At 40.0% G+C, this 16,920-nt stretch carries 16 protein-coding genes and 2 pseudogenes; 13 read left to right on the top strand and 5 right to left on the bottom strand.

Annotation, left to right across the window (positions count from 1 at the left end):
- Positions 1-292: 292 nt before the first annotated feature.
- Positions 293-1,252, bottom strand: a pseudogene (locus AKA01nite_RS01965) (ABC transporter substrate-binding protein); the annotation flags it as partial.
- A gap of 43 nt (positions 1,253-1,295) precedes the next feature.
- Here AKA01nite_RS01965 and AKA01nite_RS01960 point away from each other — a divergent pair.
- The 4 genes and pseudogenes from AKA01nite_RS01960 to AKA01nite_RS09490 all read left to right on the top strand — a co-directional run bounded on the left by AKA01nite_RS01960 (position 1,296) and on the right by AKA01nite_RS09490 (position 4,714).
- Positions 1,296-1,970: an ABC transporter permease gene (locus AKA01nite_RS01960; RefSeq protein ID WP_222592462.1), complete on the top strand. Its 675-nt coding sequence runs from the start codon at positions 1,296-1,298 to the stop codon at positions 1,968-1,970.
- 16 nt (positions 1,971-1,986) lie between these two features.
- A complete protein-coding gene (locus AKA01nite_RS01955; protein WP_146923277.1) occupies positions 1,987-2,907 on the top strand; it encodes an ABC transporter permease in 921 nt (306 codons plus the stop codon).
- A gap of 61 nt (positions 2,908-2,968) precedes the next feature.
- Positions 2,969-3,784: pseudogene (locus AKA01nite_RS09495) on the top strand (ABC transporter ATP-binding protein); the annotation flags it as partial.
- 33 nt (positions 3,785-3,817) lie between these two features.
- Complete coding sequence (locus AKA01nite_RS09490; protein WP_246116965.1) at positions 3,818-4,714, top strand: ABC transporter ATP-binding protein; 897 nt, start codon at positions 3,818-3,820, stop codon at positions 4,712-4,714.
- 515 nt (positions 4,715-5,229) lie between these two features.
- On the opposite strand, the gene AKA01nite_RS01945 is transcribed toward AKA01nite_RS09490, so the two are convergent.
- The 3 genes from AKA01nite_RS01945 to AKA01nite_RS01935 all read right to left on the bottom strand — a co-directional run bounded on the left by AKA01nite_RS01945 (position 5,230) and on the right by AKA01nite_RS01935 (position 8,309).
- Positions 5,230-5,967 carry a helix-turn-helix transcriptional regulator gene (locus AKA01nite_RS01945; protein ID WP_146923275.1) on the bottom strand — a complete coding sequence of 246 codons (738 nt, stop codon included), beginning with the start codon at positions 5,965-5,967 and terminating at the stop codon, positions 5,230-5,232.
- Positions 5,968-6,260: 293 nt separating this feature from the next.
- Positions 6,261-7,820 (bottom strand): FAD-dependent oxidoreductase, encoded by a 1,560-nt coding sequence (locus AKA01nite_RS01940; protein ID WP_146923273.1) that lies wholly within the window; start codon positions 7,818-7,820, stop codon positions 6,261-6,263.
- 168 nt (positions 7,821-7,988) lie between these two features.
- Positions 7,989-8,309 carry a YjgN family protein gene (locus AKA01nite_RS01935; protein WP_222592466.1) on the bottom strand — a complete coding sequence of 107 codons (321 nt, stop codon included), beginning with the start codon at positions 8,307-8,309 and terminating at the stop codon, positions 7,989-7,991.
- 206 nt (positions 8,310-8,515) lie between these two features.
- Between AKA01nite_RS01935 and AKA01nite_RS01930 the strand changes: the two genes are divergently transcribed.
- The 9 genes from AKA01nite_RS01930 (at position 8,516) to AKA01nite_RS01890 (ending at position 15,631) form a co-directional block, all read left to right on the top strand.
- Entirely contained in the window at positions 8,516-8,800 is a 285-nt protein-coding gene (locus tag AKA01nite_RS01930) for a hypothetical protein (protein WP_146923269.1), read from the top strand.
- Between the two features lie 211 nt (positions 8,801-9,011).
- Positions 9,012-9,320 (top strand): hypothetical protein, encoded by a 309-nt coding sequence (locus AKA01nite_RS01925; protein ID WP_146923267.1) that lies wholly within the window; start codon positions 9,012-9,014, stop codon positions 9,318-9,320.
- Between the two features lie 139 nt (positions 9,321-9,459).
- A complete protein-coding gene (locus AKA01nite_RS01920) occupies positions 9,460-9,822 on the top strand; it encodes a DUF488 domain-containing protein (protein ID WP_146923265.1) in 363 nt (120 codons plus the stop codon).
- A 256-nt stretch (positions 9,823-10,078) separates the two neighbouring features.
- Positions 10,079-10,498, top strand: coding sequence for a hypothetical protein (locus tag AKA01nite_RS01915; protein WP_146923263.1), 420 nt, complete (start codon positions 10,079-10,081; stop codon positions 10,496-10,498).
- A gap of 170 nt (positions 10,499-10,668) precedes the next feature.
- Positions 10,669-11,025: a hypothetical protein gene (locus tag AKA01nite_RS01910; RefSeq protein ID WP_146923261.1), complete on the top strand. Its 357-nt coding sequence runs from the start codon at positions 10,669-10,671 to the stop codon at positions 11,023-11,025.
- Between the two features lie 405 nt (positions 11,026-11,430).
- A complete protein-coding gene (locus tag AKA01nite_RS01905; protein WP_146923259.1) occupies positions 11,431-12,009 on the top strand; it encodes a TMEM175 family protein in 579 nt (192 codons plus the stop codon).
- A gap of 181 nt (positions 12,010-12,190) precedes the next feature.
- Positions 12,191-13,147 (top strand): sugar ABC transporter substrate-binding protein, encoded by a 957-nt coding sequence (locus AKA01nite_RS01900; RefSeq protein WP_146923257.1) that lies wholly within the window; start codon positions 12,191-12,193, stop codon positions 13,145-13,147.
- A 53-nt stretch (positions 13,148-13,200) separates the two neighbouring features.
- Positions 13,201-14,688: a sugar ABC transporter ATP-binding protein gene (locus AKA01nite_RS01895; protein WP_146923255.1), complete on the top strand. Its 1,488-nt coding sequence runs from the start codon at positions 13,201-13,203 to the stop codon at positions 14,686-14,688.
- Positions 14,689-14,698: 10 nt separating this feature from the next.
- Positions 14,699-15,631 carry an ABC transporter permease gene (locus AKA01nite_RS01890; RefSeq protein ID WP_222592460.1) on the top strand — a complete coding sequence of 311 codons (933 nt, stop codon included), beginning with the start codon at positions 14,699-14,701 and terminating at the stop codon, positions 15,629-15,631.
- A gap of 136 nt (positions 15,632-15,767) precedes the next feature.
- Here AKA01nite_RS01890 and AKA01nite_RS01885 read toward each other — a convergent pair whose 3' ends face one another.
- Positions 15,768-16,919, bottom strand: coding sequence for an iron-containing alcohol dehydrogenase (locus AKA01nite_RS01885; RefSeq protein ID WP_146923253.1), 1,152 nt, complete (start codon positions 16,917-16,919; stop codon positions 15,768-15,770).
- Position 16,920 lies beyond the last annotated feature (1 nt).

Below are 16,920 nucleotides of genomic sequence, written 5' to 3'. Positions count from 1 at the left end.
TTGGAATGCGTGCCCTTTAGGAGGCAACAAGTACTAAAAAGGTCGCGCAAAGATTACTCCTAAGCGAAAAAAGACATGAAAATCATAATATAATGAAAAACCAAGTCGCGTGACTTGGTTTACCTTCTTCTCGTGTCAGCAAAAAACAAACAATTTACCCTTTACAATGATGCTGATTAAAATTCCGTGAATATGAATCATGACCATCATACTTTTCTGTAAAAAAGAAGCATCTAAGGACAGCTGAAATAATGTCTTAGATGCTTCTTCTAAATTTGTTAGTTTAAAAACTTTATTGATTCAAGGTGACATCTCTCAGCATCAAGATACCAGTTGGGTGTTGCCACAAGCCTTCAACGTCTTCACTTACACCAAGTAAAAATTCTGAGTGGTGGATATAAGACATCGGTGCTTCGTCAACAAGGATTTCCTGGGCTTGACTGTAAAGGTCCTGACGTTCGTCCTGGTCAGAGCTTCGACGTGCATCTTCCAGTAATCCATCCAATTCATCAGTTGATAAGAATGTACGGTTACCGGCTGTTCCGTAGTTTGCTGAGTGGAATAGTGGATACATACCATAGTCAGCATCTCCTGTTACAGTCGACCAGCCTAAGATAAACATATCATGCTCACCGGCTGCTGTGTTTTCCAAATATGCTCCCCATTCAACGATTTCGATTTCAACATCGACACCGATTTCTTCTAATTGTGCCTGGACGTTGGTTGCAATATCGATTCGGTCCTGGTTGTCATTTGTCCAAAGTGTCGTTGAGAAACCATCTTCATAGCCGGCTTCTGCCAGTAATTCCTTCGCTTCTTCAACGTTATGCTCCAAACCTGATACGTCTTCATCGTAACCAAAGACATCTGGAGCAAGTGGACCGATGGCAGGAACGCCAATACCCTGGTAGATACCTTCTATGATCGTATCTTTATCGATGGCTTTAGAGAGTGCCTGACGGACGAGTTTGTTGTCAAAGGGTTCTTTTTCAGCATTGAATCCAATGTAAGAAAGTGAAACGGAAGGCTGCTGATTGACGCGCATGCCATTTGTTCCTTCGACACGACTCATGTCGGACGGGCTGATTGGATCAGAAACATGTACAGCACCAGTTTCAAGGTCTGCTAGTCGTGTGGACCCTTCAGGAACAACACGGAAAGTAATTGAGTTGAGGGCAGGTGCACCATCCCAATAATCTTCATTTTGGGTCAACACGATTTCGTCCCCGGAAGTCCAGCTCTCAAAAACGAACGGTCCTGTTCCGAATTACGACAGTTTACTGGTGGGGCCATCTTTGGAACACTGGTTTGGAACCGATCATCACGGAAGAGATATTTTCAGCCGTATCATACATGGAATGAGTATCACCTTGAGAGTTGGCTTTTCTTCTGTATTAATGGGGATGACCATCGGTGTTTCACTGGGAATCGTTGCTGGGTATTACGGGAAATGGGTAGATACGATCATCATGCGTCTTATGGATGTACTGCTCGCCTTTCCTGGAATCTTACTTGCCTTGGCCATCGTTAGTGTTTTAGGAGGCAGCATCAACAACGTGATTATTTCTGTCGGTATATTTTCTATTCCTGTCTTTGCCCGTATTTCCAGAGGATCGACGCTCGAAATACGCGAGCTGGAATATATTGAAGCAGTGAAAGCTCTGGGAGCAAGCGACTTTCGCATTATCGGAAAACATATACTTCCAAATATCTTAGCTCCCATCATTGTTCAGGCAACGTTGAATATTGCAACCTCGGTCCTGACAGCAAGTGGCCTGTCTTTCCTTGGAATGGGGGCACAACCGCCTACGCCTGAGTGGGGAGCAATGTTAAGTGACGGACGTAACTACATGTGGGATGCCCCGCACGTCGCAACCATTCCCGGCTTAGCCATTGTCGTCGTTGTTTTATCATTCAACATATTCGGTGACGGTCTCAGAGACGCGCTGGATCCAAAAACAAAAAATTAGAAAAGAGGGAACTCCATTGCTTAAATTCTTAATGAAACGTTTTGTCCAGATGATTCCCGTTTTAATTGGTGTGACCATCTTGACGTTTAGTATGATGCTGCTTATTCCGGGGGATCCGGCCCAAATCATGGCTGGCGAAAGTGCTTCTCCAGAACAACTTGAATTAGTACGTGAACGGCTAGGTTTAAATGACCCTATTCCCGTCCAGTATTTTGATTATCTCAAAGGTGTCATCACCGGTGACTTGGGTGATTCAATCCGTAGTGGGAGGCCTGTAGCCCAGGAAGTTTTCGGACGTCTCGCCCCCACAGTAGAACTGGCTTTTTACAGTACATTACTGGCGGTCTTCATCGGACTGATCGCCGGCGTGATTTCAGCTGTTCGTCGTTATTCGATAACGGATTCTGCCATTATGTTCGGGGCACTTTTCGGCTTGTCGATGCCTAATTTCTGGCTTGGTCTCATGCTTATCCAGTGGCTCGTTATCGGAGCGGGGTGGTTCCAGGCATCCGGTTGGGGATCGCCTGCACAGATGATTTTGCAAGTTGTTACGCTGGGTACTGCAGGTTCAGCGATTATTGCCCGAATGACCAGATCCAGCATGCTTGAGGTGATCGATATGGATTACATTCAAACGGCACGAGCCAAGGGAGTGAGTGAGCGCGTCGTTATTTACAGACATGCTTTAAAGAATGCAATGATCCCTGTTGTCACCGTTGTAGGTCTGCAATTCGGATCGCTGCTCGGCGGTGCAGTACTTACAGAAACAGTTTTTGCTATCAATGGCTTGGGCAGATTGATCATCAATGCCATCCGAGCAAGAGACTTTCCGATCGTTCAAGGTGGCGTTCTCGTCTTTTCATTCCTATTTGTTTTTGTCAATATTATCGTCGATGTCCTGTATCGCTTCTTGAATAAACGTATTAATCTGAATTAGATGATAGTATGCAGAATGAATTAGGAATGCTCGTAGAAATAACAGTACAGAGATTGAAATTTTGAGAGGGTTGATTGCGTTGACAGAAAAACTACTTCAAGTAGAAAATTTAAAGATTTCTTTTGATATGGGGGATTCCCTTTCAGAAGTTGTTTCAGATGTTTCTTTTGAGATTTCTCATGGCGAAACTCTGGGAATCGTAGGAGAGTCTGGGAGTGGGAAAAGTGTTTCTGCCCGTTCGATAATGCAGCTTTTAGGAAAAAATGCCGTCATAGATAAAAAGAGCAGCATAAGATTTATCGGCGAAGAAATAACAGAGAAAACAGGAAAAGAAATGCGGAAAATAAGAGGAAAAGATATCGGTATGATTTTCCAGGATCCAATGACCTCACTGAATCCGACCATGAAAATCGGTAAGCAAATTTCTGAATCGATCAAAATTCATGAAGACGTTTCAAAAAAAGAAGCCGCTGAACGGACGAAAGAGATCATGCATTTAGTCGGTATTCCAGATGTCGATGAACGATTTGAACAATATCCTCATGAATTATCCGGCGGTATGAGACAAAGAATTGTGATTGCGATCGCACTGGCCTGCCACCCGAAATTGTTGATTGCAGATGAGCCGACAACAGCGCTGGATGTGACGATTCAAGCGCAAATTTTAGAATTACTGAAAGAAATTCAAGAGAAGACTGGCACATCTATTTTACTCATTACGCATGATTTTGGTGTCGTCGCCAATATGTGTGAAAATATCGTTGTCATGAATCAGGGACAGGTCGTGGAGTCTGGCAGTACTAAAGAAATTTTCAGCAACCCAAAAGAAGACTACGCCAAAAGACTACTTGCGGCCATCCCCAATCTTCATGAACAAAAAACACGTGCTGCCAAAGAAAAATTGATAAAAATTTATTCAGGCACACAGGAAAAAGTACTAGAGGTCAGTGGCTTGTCAAAGCATTTTCCCTTAGGTAGAAAGTCAACATTAAAAGCGGTGGACGATATTTCTTTCGGTATTTACCGAGGAGAAACGCTGGGACTTGTTGGAGAATCCGGTTCAGGGAAATCAACAACTGGACGAGCAATCCTTCGTCTCCACGAGCCTACTTATGGCGAGACATTATTTAACGGGTTGGATATCAATCGATTTAAAAAGAGACAAATGAAAAACTTGCGTAAAAAAGTGCAATTCGTCTTCCAGGATCCCTATTCGTCATTGAATCCGCGTCAAAAGGTGGAGGACATCATTGGAGAAGCCCTGTATATTCATAAACTGGCAAAAAGTAAGCTGAAGCGGAAACAGCGCGTGGAGGAACTGCTTGATGTCGTCGGGCTCGATCGTTCATTCAGTCAACGTTTCCCGCATGAATTTTCCGGAGGTCAGCGTCAACGTATCGGTATCGCACGAGCGCTTGCAGTGGAACCTGACTTTATCGTTTTGGATGAACCTTTATCCGCACTGGATGCTTCGGTGCAGGCACAGATCGTGGAGCTGCTTGAAGATTTGCAGAGAAAGTTGAATCTGACTTATCTATTTATCGCACATGACTTGGCGACCGTGAAGAAAATATCCGATCGCGTGGCTGTTATGTATAAAGGAAATATAGTGGAGTTGACAGACTCAGAGGAACTATTTGAAAACCCGATTCATAGCTACACTAAAAAACTTTTATCAGCGATTCCTGTGCCCGACCCGCATTATGAAGCCACTGGTGGCCACGTTTCTCCTGATGAGGAAGAAGAAATTACTATCGAAGGGCAAGTGCTTACAGAAATACGCCCGAATCACTGGGTCCTGCAATAACTAGAGACATATATTTGGAAAGACAATCACTTGTGCGTCAAAAGCGACGAGAAGTGACTGTCTTTTTCTGGTTATAGTGGCTTAGGAAGAAGTTGCGTGCCCTTTGTAGTGTTAGAAGTACTGCGAAGGTCAGTCAAAGAGTAATGCATGCCCTTTGTGAGGTAGGAAGTAGTAAAAAGGTAACGCAAAGTTGGAATACGTGCCCTTCAGAAGAAGAGAAGTGTTACAAAGGTCAGTCAAGTTGAGGATGCGTACCCTTTAGAAGATGGGAAGCAGTAAAAAGGTAACGCAAAGTTGGAATACGTGCCCTTCAGAAGAAGAGAAGTGTTGTGAAGGTCAGTCAAAGTGAGAATGCATGCCCTTTTGGAGATGAGAAGCAGTAAAAAGGTCACACAAAGTAAAAACGTGTGACCTTTAAGATAAATAACGTATTAAATACAATATGTTGATTGCATTATATTGTGACGAAGTAAATTAAAAATATAGTGGGAGCTTAATATTCAATTATATGACTATCATTCATCTTCGAATTGATCGGCTATCCAGAATAGGCTATCGTGGGAAGTTTCAGACAATGCCTTATAATACTCAAGACCGTTAGAATCTTTGATGATCGTGTCACTTAAGCGTGTATACTCCTGACTATAACCATGAGCGGTTACAATATATTTATCATTATCTACTTCTATACGAAGATTGTTATAATTATTTACTTCGTTATTACTGGTGGTTAAGCTGCCTGCAGAACCGTAGCGATAGTAAGTAGCAACATTATTTCTGTCGAATGAGATAATAGATTGGTTTACTTCATGTGTTGGATCATAATTCATTTCCCATGTAGAATAGTATAAGTCACTGGGGCTTAAACCTAAATCATTCGTATGCGTTTTCTGGCGTTCCTTTAATATGAAGAATAGACTAAAACTACTTACTAAAGTTAAAACAAAAACTAAAACGATATTCAACATCTTCCTTCGTTCACTTTTCTTGACCTTTTTGGTTATATCTTCCACCATAGTCGAATCGTCTTTCAGTAAATCATCTAAGGGAATTGAGTAAAGTTCACTAATTGCAACTAAAACATCCAAGTCTGGATAAGTGCGGCCTACTTCCCAGCTGGAAATCGTTTGTCTTGATACATGTAAAATATCAGCTAATTGTTTTTGCGTAAGATTGGCTTGCTGTCTTTTTTCTTTTAATTTTTGTCCTATTTTCATCTTCTCGCCTCCATAAATCAAGTTTACCAGATTCATTATTGATTCACCTAGCTACATTTTGAATACTAAAGAAAAAGACTGATACTATAGGCTGCTACAAAGTGTAGCGTGCCCTTTGCAAGGCAACAAATACTAAAAAAGTAACGCAAACCTATACATAAAAGAAAGAGCACTGTGAAATGAAAAACCAAGTCGCATGACTTGGTTCTCTTTATGCTAAATTTTTTTGGACCAAACAGGATCAAAAGGAATCTTTTTAACTTTTTAAATTAAAAAAAGACTCTTGATGTGACTAAAGCATCAAGAGTCTCTCAATTTATAATGTCCTACTAATTTACATCATTCGCTTCTTCCACTTTCTCAAGTGGCTTCACAGCGGGTCCGTTCAATACGTCACCTGAATAAGAAAAGCGGGAACCGTGACACGGGCAGTCCCAGGAGCGTTCACCGTTGTTCCAGTTCAAACCGCATCCCAAATGAGAACACGTTATCTTGACTAAATGAAGCTTTCCTTCTTTATCTCGGTAACCGCCCAGTTTTTTACCATCAACTGAAACCAGCCCACCTTCATCCGGAGCTAAATCTTCAGGAGCTTTATCAGGACGCTGTAATTTTGATTCCAGCAAGTCTTTTCCAACAGATATATTCTTTTTAGAAAAACGCTGGATGTCTTTTCCTTTCAATTTGATTCGCGTCGGATCGAATAAGTCTTCGTAATCATTCTCTTTTCCGTTAATGAGATCAGTCAGTATTTTTGCAGCCATAGCTCCTATGGCCATACCCCATTTGTTGAAACCAGTCGCGACAAAAACGTCTTTTGAAGTTCGAGTCATTTGTCCGATATAAGGAACCTTGTCCAAAGTCGTCATATCCTGCGCTGACCAGTGGTACTCAACGTCTTTAAATTTGAACCATTCTTTACCAAAGGACAGAAGGTTCTCAAAATGGATCTGATTCGGTGAATCACTTTTACCGGTCGGGTGACTGTCTCCGCCGATAAGGAACAAGTCTTCACCATTATCGACGTGAATCGACCGAAGTGAACGGATAGGAGATTCAGCACTGATATACATACCATCGGGGATGGGCTTATCGATTTTTCCAGCGATAGCATAAGACCGGTTGATGGATAGTTTTGGAAAGTATAAACCGTCAAAGTCATTGAAAGGATAATGCGAAGCAACAATGATTTTGTCACAGGATAAAATGCCCCCGGTATCCATAGTAACTGTCTTATCGCTTTTTGAAAGTTTGACGGCTCGGGTACGGTCGTAAATGTGTCCACCCAACCGTTCCACTTCATCCAGCAGGCCTTTCAAGTATTTTACAGGATGAAATTGAGCCTGATCAGGCATTGTCAAAGCAGCGGTCGTGTCAAAAGGAAGCTCACTTAGCTGTCCGAGTATCAATGTGCCAATGATGCCTAATTTTTCGTAAGTTCGCGCTTCTTTTTCGATTTGTTTCAACCCTTTTTCACTCGACGCAAAGACGATCGCATCTTTGTCTTCAAAGTCGCAGTCGATGTTCAATTCTTGTTGAGTGTCTCGAATAAAGTTAAGTCCTTCCAAGTTTGCTTCATAATAAAGTCGGGCTTTTTCTTTTCCAAACGTCTGAAGCAATTCATTGTAAATAAGAGCGTGCTGAGCAGTGATTTTCGCTGTTGTATGTCCGGTCACGCCTTTAAAATAGTCTCTTGCTTCGACTAATGTCACTTCTTTTCCGGCTTTAGCCAGTAGATATGCTGTAACAATCCCGACGATCCCGCCACCGATAACAGCGATTTCTGTAGTCGTATTCTTTTTTAGCTGGGTAAATGCAGGTGGATGATGGGGGTGCCAATAGGAGTTAGGAAACTGTGCGAGTTGCGAATCTATTCGTCTATTAGTCATGGAAAGCCTCTTTATTATATAAAGCGCTGTCATTTTCTTGAGTATAGCACGCTTAAACTTTTTAAACAACGTCAGTAAATCGGGTAAAGTGAAAATCTTTTTATCCCTAGGGTACCGACTATTGTGAAAATGGGTGAAAAAAGTAAGGCAGAATACAGTAGCGATCTACTAATTAATAAAGTGAGTATTTTTCACTTTCCAGTCTTCCAACTTTATGTTGACCCAGAATCCGTATATACCAAGAGTGATGAGCGAGAGAAGCCACCATTTAATCCAGTTGCCAAACAATCCAGTAGCAGTTCCTGAGAATGACAGACGTCGACCGTCGACAACAGTGTGGTTGATTTTCCATGCGTAAATCCGGCATAATGCCCAAGGATATAAAAGACCTATTGAAAAAAACGTTATTATAACGCCAAACACTGACCAGAAAATAAGTTTAAATAAGCCACCGTCAAAAAAAGATGTTCTTCCATATTTTCGTTCTATATTATAATTAGCCGTAGAATTCATAAAAACTCCTCCTTTTTAGTATATATCTATAATACCTAATATAAAAAATAATACCACTATTATTTTGAAGAAAGGTCTCTCTCATCTGAAATAGCTGAAAGAAATAGACATAAAAATGCATAAATAAATTGTTTTCGATTTGTTTAACCAGTAAACTGTAGAAAACCAGAGGAGGAAAAATCATGTGGCTATTATTCGGTAGCATAGCTATCATAGCAACGATTGTTAATTTATATCTCTATAAAACAGGAAAAGATTATACGTGGGCCATGGCTTTAGGGCTTTCTTTCACAGCACTGACGCTAGTGGCAGAGTACAGCATGGTGTCTGATTGGGTCAAAGGAGAAGATTGGGCTGCTCTACTTGATGTCGTTCCTACCATGACAACGACCCTGTGGATTTTAGTCATGGGTTCAATCATATTAAACATAGCACCGGTCTATTTAGAACGACGAGTCAAAAGTTAAGTTGAGAAGTAAAATTATGAAATCAGCTAACGTAATTAATTTCACTATGAGAATGTAATCAAGAAGAAGATTCGATTCACTAATAAGTTTAGACCCAGGAAACATATAGTAGAAGGTAATATTATAAGTAGTTCAAAAGATAGACACTTTGCTTTCTTGTCTTCCTGCTTTACAATAAAAACAAGGAAACTAATAAAGTGGAGGGTGGATGTTGAGAAATAAATTGGAGTTTTCTGTACTAGCTTTTATTGTTGGGTGTTTCTATTTTTTCTTAGCCTTTGTTTTGCTTCATGGCTATTGGTTAGGTGATCCTTTTGGAAGTGGTGCGAGCATTTTAGTGATCGTCTATCTTAGTTCCTGCTTATGGGCGTTTTCATATCTATCTAAAAACTTAGATAAAGTGACTGAAAGTGTGTCCAAAAAGCCTTTTGGACACACTTTATATAAAGGATTAAGCGTTATTCTCTACTTCACTGCACCCCTGCTTCTCATTTGGTTGATGTTTATTGGAAGAAGATGAACGATTATACGGTCTCAATATACTTTTTAATCGATATATGAAATCAAAACTCAGTCCTCCTTTTTGAAAGCTTAGCTTGTAAGCGTTAAGCTAAGGACTGAGGATATAATTATCTAAGTAGAGAAAGTGAGTGGTAAGCATGTATAGAATAAAATTACGCAGAGCCTACGATGAAAAAGGATCTGATGATGGCTATCGTGTTTTGGTAGACCGTATGTGGCCACGAGGAATAAAAAAAGAGGATTTAAGCTATAGCTGGTGGCCGAAAGAGATTGCCCCATCTAAAGATTTAATAGAGTGGTTTGGTCATGATCCAGATAAGTTCGAATCTTTCAAAAAAGACTACAAAAAAGAGCTGGAAAAGAACGAATTAAAAGACGAATTTATTGATAAAGTCGAAAAACAACTTCAAAAACATAATGTGACCTTTATTTTTGGAGCTAAAGATACGGAGCATAACCAGGCTGTCGTTTTAAAAGAGTGGATGGAAGATAAATTATAACCTGTTCGATACAAAAGTACAAGCGAGACAACACAGTATTACTGAACTTTACGTGAATATAGCAAATATGAGTTAGAGGCAGCTATCACTTTAAATAGTGGTCGTTGTCTCTTTATTTTATAAATTTTATTGATAAAAATTGAGCAATCTCGTCATTTTTCATATATACTTAAAAAAACGAATGAGGAATGGTTAAATGGCTTTCTTGCAACAATCGTTTGAAGTTAATTAAATATGAAAAAGGGAGTGCTGACTTTTGTTTATCCACCAACCATTTTATCCTATGATTTTAGCACTATCATATATTGGTATCACTTATATACTGGTAAAAAACGAGAAGAACTATGTAAAATATGGAGTGACTACTCTATTAACTGTATTGAATTTATCGTTTCTCTACCTTTGGTTAGAAAAAGTTGTCTTTTTGATGACATCTACTGAAATTAGTTTTCAAACGTTTGAAAAATTCGGTCGCTTTGTTGATAATTCATACTTTGTATTGATTGTTCCGCTACTACTACTTTTTGCCTGGTATGGTGTTAAAAAATTTTTACAACAAGATCACTATCTTTTGTTGAAGAGTCTAGTAATCATTTTTTATATCGGTGCATTGATTGGCGTTTTAATACTTGGACAACTCGTGTTTAGTCTTTTATATTATGGCTTTGCACCTTAGAGAACAGATAGTAAACGAAGTGAAAATTATCTTTAACTAATATGGAAACTAACAAGAAAAGCGCAAGGTATTATTGGGCACAGCAGCTTCAGCACTCTAAGTTTGTTCATTTTGTTTTGCGGTAGTCTCATTGTCTGTATCAGGTTATAAATAAAGAGGATGTTTTAAAATTGCAAAAAATGCTTACTAAATTTATTATTTGGCAAAGTATTGAACCACCAAAGAACACTTCTAGTAAAATACTTACAGGTGTTTTCTGGTTCTTTAGTATCTTTTTGATTGCCATGTTTTCAGTGTTTATTTATGGATTGGAGATAAATATTGTAATTAGAGTTCTTCTAATAGTATATTTAGCACTAAATATATTATTTACTGGATCAGCCTGGGAAATAGCTGGTTATGAGAAAAAAGATTTTTCGACTAGAAGATGGTTTGTATTTGGGAAATATGCAGTTCCTTTCTATCTTTGGTATGCTGTTTATTATTTAAAAAACACTGAAAAATTTAAATTAAAGGATTCAAAATAATCAACACGAGTTGTAGTCAGTGGTTCTTTTTAGCATGAGCTAAAAAAAGTAGCACCAAATCGAGGATCATCATTCTATTTGAGTGTAGAAAGAGTGTGGAAACTATGAATAAAATAAATCTGACTAAGAGATGTTCTTTACTTTGTACAATCTAATTCCAGAAAAACGTCATTCTTTAGGATTAATTGCTTTAACCAAAAGAAAGGCGTTTTTTTATGCACAGAACAAAAAAAATAGGGAACAATAAAGACACGCTTCCAATTTAATAAAAAAACAACGTTCGAACATTTTAGCTTCAAGGAGCAAACGCCTTACAAAAGTAAAGACTCGTTTGTTATACTTTACATACGGATTAGAACAAAGTATAAATGGAGGCACCTTGACATAGGCAAGGAGGAACAGTGAATGAAAACAAGTCGTATGGAAGCCTTTAGTGATGGGGTGCTGGCGATCATTATAACGATCATGGTATTGGAATTGGAGCCACCAGAAACTATTGATAGAGAAGCATTCAGAATATTGATTCCTACGCTGGTCAGTTATCTTTTAAGTTTTATTTACGTTGCGATCTATTGGAACAATCACCAACATTTATTGTATAAACTAAATCGTTTGAATGGAAAAGTCCTTTGGAGTAATATGCACTGGCTGTTCTGGATGTCTTTGATTCCTTTTTCGACAGCATGGGTTGGGATGAATCCTCTGGAAACTGTTCCGACTGTATTTTATGGCGTCATCCTTTTGCTGTGCGCCGTGTCGTATTTATTTTTACAGAAAAGCGTTGTTCAGTGTGAAGGAAAAACTTCCGATCTGGCAAAAGAAATAGGCTATGACTGGAAAGGGAAGGCATCTCTTTTGGTGTATGCAACAGGCATTATTTTTGCGTTCTGGCTTCCGGTTGTTTCTTATATAACCTACTTTATAGTCGCGATCGGCTGGTTTATCCCTGACGCTCGAATCGATAAGACGATTCATAACAGTTAAAAAAGTCCTTCCTATAAATTTTAGAGAGGCGATTTACCCTGGCACTCATTTCGAAAAGCAGTGATCCAAGCTTTCATTAGTAAAATACGAGTCAATTATAGTATAATAATGAAATAGGTGAATTTAACGATAGGATATATGGTGTAATAAAAAGTTATACTCAAGGAAAGGGAAATTTAACATGAAAAAGACAACTCTATTTATAATGATGCTTTTAGCTTCGCTCGGCCTTATTGCGTGTACGCAGGAGGGAGACAATGGTTCTTCAGAAGGGGCAAGCGAGGAGCTCAGAATGGGATATATCACGATGGATCTCGGGAATCCCTATTTTGTAAAATTGATCGAAGGTATGGAAGAAAAAGCAGAAGAGTTGAACATAGAACTCAGTGTTCACGACGGAGAAAATGAAGTCGAACCTCAGATAAGAGCGATGGAAGACCTGATCACCCAGCAAGTCGATGCCATTATACTTAGTGCGAATGATTCAGAGGCATTGAATCCTATGGTCCAACAAGCTAAAGAGGCGGGGATCAGCGTCATAGCTGCAAACGCGCCCGTAGAAGATCCGGATGCTTTCATTGGTTCTATAGAATATGACAATGGCTTCCAAGCGGGTGAAATAGCTGGTGAATACATTAGAGATAATTTAAATGGCGAAGCCAAAGCAGCTATTCTTCAATTATCCACCATACCCGCAGCGCTTGAGCGAACAGAGGGACAAAAAGATGGTCTGCTCTCTCTCGCTCCCGATACGGAAATCGTAGCGGAACCTGATGCCAGTACCCGCGAAGGCGGATTAACTGCGATAGAAACATTGCTGCAGTCTCATCCGGATTTGAATGTCGTGCTTGGAATAAATGATGATGCGGTTCTTGGTGCTTACCAGGCAATGAAAGCGGCCGGAAAAGATGGAGAAGATGTCGTTTTAGTCGGATTTGATGCGATAGAAGAAGCCTTACTAAAGATAAAAGAAGGCGGCATTTACAGAGGAACGATAGATATAGCGCCTTTTGAAAGTGGAAAGGTCATTATAGACACTGCTGATCGTGTGCTGGAAGAAGGGCCGATCGAAGAACTGATCGAATTCCCGGTTACAAAAGTGACAGAAGAAAATGTCGATGAATTTTTAGATGAATAATAACAAACTGACCTCCATTTAAACGGAGGTCAATTTGTAGCTTGGAGGATCAAATGAACGACTACATTCTGACATTGGAAAACATTACCAAAGAGTACCCCGGCGTAACCGCACTAAACGATGTCACTATCTCCTTTGAAAAAGGGAAAATACATGCTTTGGTAGGAGAAAATGGAGCCGGCAAGTCAACGCTCATCAAGTTGCTGACGGGTGCTATAGACAAAACCTCCGGCAAGATTTTTTATAAAGGGGAAGAGCTTAAAAATAACAGTCCTATAAAAAGTTTAGACAGGAAAATAATCCCGGTTTATCAGGAATTAAACATGATCCCGACACTTTCAGTATACGATAATATCTTTTATGGTCATGAGATGACGAAAGGAATCGCACTGGATAAAAAGTACATGAGAGAAAAAACGTCTGAATTACTCAAACAAGTCGGTCTCAAAGTCTCACCCAAAACGAAGGCACGAGAGTTGGGGGTTGGGAATCAGCAATTGGTGGAAATTGCCAAAGCACTTATCAAAGACGTTGACGTGTTGATACTGGATGAACCGACAACATCTCTGACAGATATAGAAACAGAAAACCTCTTTGGTATCATAAGAAACCTTAAAAAAAGAGGCATCAGTATCATCTATATCTCCCACAGACTGGATGAGGTTTTGCAGCTGTCAGACACGATCACCGTTTTGAGAGATGGGGAAGTAGTGGATACCAGACCTTCCTATGCATTTGATGAAGAACACTTAATAAAGAGTATGGTTGGCAGAAATCTTTCACGAAGCACGCGAAATAAAGAAAAAACAGTTAAGAACGAAAAGGTGCTTGAACTTAGAAACGTCAGTACCGATCAAGTAAAAAACATATCTTTCCATTTACTCAAAGGAGAAATTCTTGGGATCGCAGGTTTAATGGGATCAGGAAGAACAGAACTTGCCGAAGCGATATTTGGCAGAGATAAAATAACTTCTGGAGAAATCTTTGTGAACGGCGAATTAAAGAAAATCAATAGCCCGAAAGATGCTGTAGATGAACATATGGCTTTTATAACAGAAGACAGAAAAACCCTGGGGCTCATGCTTGATTTATCTGTACTGGAAAATGTCACGTATGCTTCTTTAAAAAAGGTCACGACAAATGGCACCATAGACAAAGATGAAGAAAAACAAGTGGTAGAGGAAATACTGGAAAGATTGAACGTTAAATACGCTTCTTTAGATGAAAAAGTTTTGAATTTGAGCGGGGGAAATCAGCAAAAGGTTGTTATTGCAAAATGGCTGCTTACAAATGCCTCGATACTCATATTTGATGAACCGACGCAAGGCATAGATGTCGGTTCCAAGGAAGAAATATATGGCATACTAAGAAAGTTAGCTAAAGAAGGCAAGTCGATCATCCTAGTATCTTCAGAAAATGAAGAAATAATGAATATAACAGACAGGGTCTTGGTAATGAGTAACGGTGAGATAGCTTCAGAATATAAATCCGAGGCACTCACTGCAGATACACTATTTAAAGATTCAGCGCGCTTACTATAGGAGAATAAAGATGAATAAGATGAAGAGAACGGGTATTTTCACATACGGCATATTGATATTTTTGATTGGTTTATTTATTGTACTGTCATTCAGCAGTCCCTATTTTTTCACACTGTCCAATCTGACAACACTTTTGCGGCAGGTCGCAGTCGTCGGTATTATTACGGTGAGTATGACGATGGTTATATTGACAGGGGGAATCGATCTTTCCGTAGGTTCGATGCTGGGACTTTGTGCCGTTATCCTGGCACAGCTGATGGTCTGGGGTGTCAATATGTTCCTCGCTATAGGCATCACACTCATTGTGGGAATGCTCCTTGGCCTGTTCAATGGGTTCTTAATAAATGAAATAAAAATTTCACCACTCATATCTACTCTTGGTACATTGACCATTTACAGTGGACTCACTTATATCATAACAGGTGGGAAAGGGATCTTTGGCTTTCCTGACAGCTTTTCTTTTATAGGTCAAGGCTATCTACTTGGAATCCCTGTACCGATAATCATTCTTGTGGCTGTCTTTGCTTTTGGTTTTTTTGTACTAAATAATACACGATATGGCAGGTATCTTTATGGGATAGGTGCCAATGAGAAAGCCTCAGTCCTTTCTGGTGTAGATGTTAAAAAAGTGAAATATATCGCGTATATTACTTCTGGTCTATTGTCATCATTGGCTTCAGTTGTTATGCTCTCAAGAGTGAACAGTGCCTTGCCAAATCTCGGAGAGGGTCTGGAGTTTGACGTTGTCACGGCTGTCGTATTAGGTGGGATCAGTGTAAATGGAGGGGAAGGTAGACTCCAGGGGGTCGTCATCGGTTTACTCATTATTGCTGTGCTGTCCAACGGTATGATTCTTTTAGGTGTGGGAAATTATTTCCAGACTGTAGTAAAAGGTCTCGTCCTTCTTATCGCAGTTGGTATCGATAATATCTCAAAAAGATAGTGTATCGAAAAAAGTAGCGACCAAAGAAAAATCTTTATAAAAAATAACACACTCCCACCCTTAGACGATCGGTCCAAAAGTGGGAGTGTCTTATTTTGCATAAGTTCAAATCTATTTCAAGTGTACTACTGTCTGCTTAACCAAACTGGTTCAAGGCAAAGGAAACAGCTTCTGGTGTGACATCAAAAGGACTATTTGCAGAAAAACGTTCGTACAGAACATTCTCTTTCAGAGCCAGCAGCTGTTCACGTGTGATTTCCTGCTGTTTTAAAGCAGGCAGACCCAATACCTCATCTCGGAAGTGTTTATATCCTTCAGCCGTATGGTCACCGACCTCAGAATGCGTTGCATTTTCTGGGAAAGTGACATTCAGGATATTTCCAATTTCTCTCACTTTTTTCGGCTCCACTTCAGCAGTCAATGAGAGCGTAGCGGGTAAGGCGTAGGCTGCTGCCATACCATGAGGGATTCCCATTTTAGCTCCCACAACGTGTGCCAGTGAATGCCCTAGATGTGTCCCGCCGTTATTAAGGACCCAGCCACCTAAAGCCGCAGCGACCATCATACGTTCTCTTGCTTCCAGGTCTTCTGGATGATTGACAGCAGTGGGTAAATATTTAACGACAAGGAACATGATTTTTTCACAAATCGCATCAACGACAGGACTGGAGAGCTTGGACGTATAAGCTTCGGCTGCATGAGAAAATACATCAAGACCCGTGATGATCGTCATGTTCTTAGGAACCGTCGTCACGAGATTAGGATCCAGTACAGCATACTCACTGACTGCATTGTCTGCTAATACAGCGAGTTTTTCCTGTGACTTTGTATCGGTCACAACTAAAGCATTAGATAATTCACTACCTGTACCTGAGGTCGTTGGGACTGAAATCAGGCCTGGGCAAAGCGAAGGGACGTCCTTGTCGTGTACATAATCTTTGATGTTTCCGCCAAATAAACGAACGATATTGATACCTCTCGCCGCATCAATGACACTGCCTCCGCCAATAGCGATGATGGCGTCACAGTTGTTTTGTGCAAACAATTCTGCACCTTCATCAATCAATGCAATAGGAGGATCAGGCACAATTTTATCGTAAATGTAATAAGAGAATCCTTTCTCATCCATATTTTTGAAAAAGTCCTGGATAATAGCAGAACCCAGCAAGAAGCTATCGACGACAATCATCGGTTTTGAGTAGTTAGTCAGCTTTAATAGATCCACTAAGTGATTACTGATATCATGTGTGACGGTTACTTTAACATTCTGTTCTAGTTTAAAATCCACA

Origin of the sequence: Alkalibacterium kapii, from assembly GCF_007988865.1 — a bacterium.
In the GTDB taxonomy this organism is placed as follows: Bacteria; Bacillota; Bacilli; order Lactobacillales; family Carnobacteriaceae_A; genus Alkalibacterium; species Alkalibacterium kapii.
The sequence above is the reverse complement of the archived record's forward strand: the minus strand, read 5'-3'. Positions and strand labels throughout refer to the sequence as shown.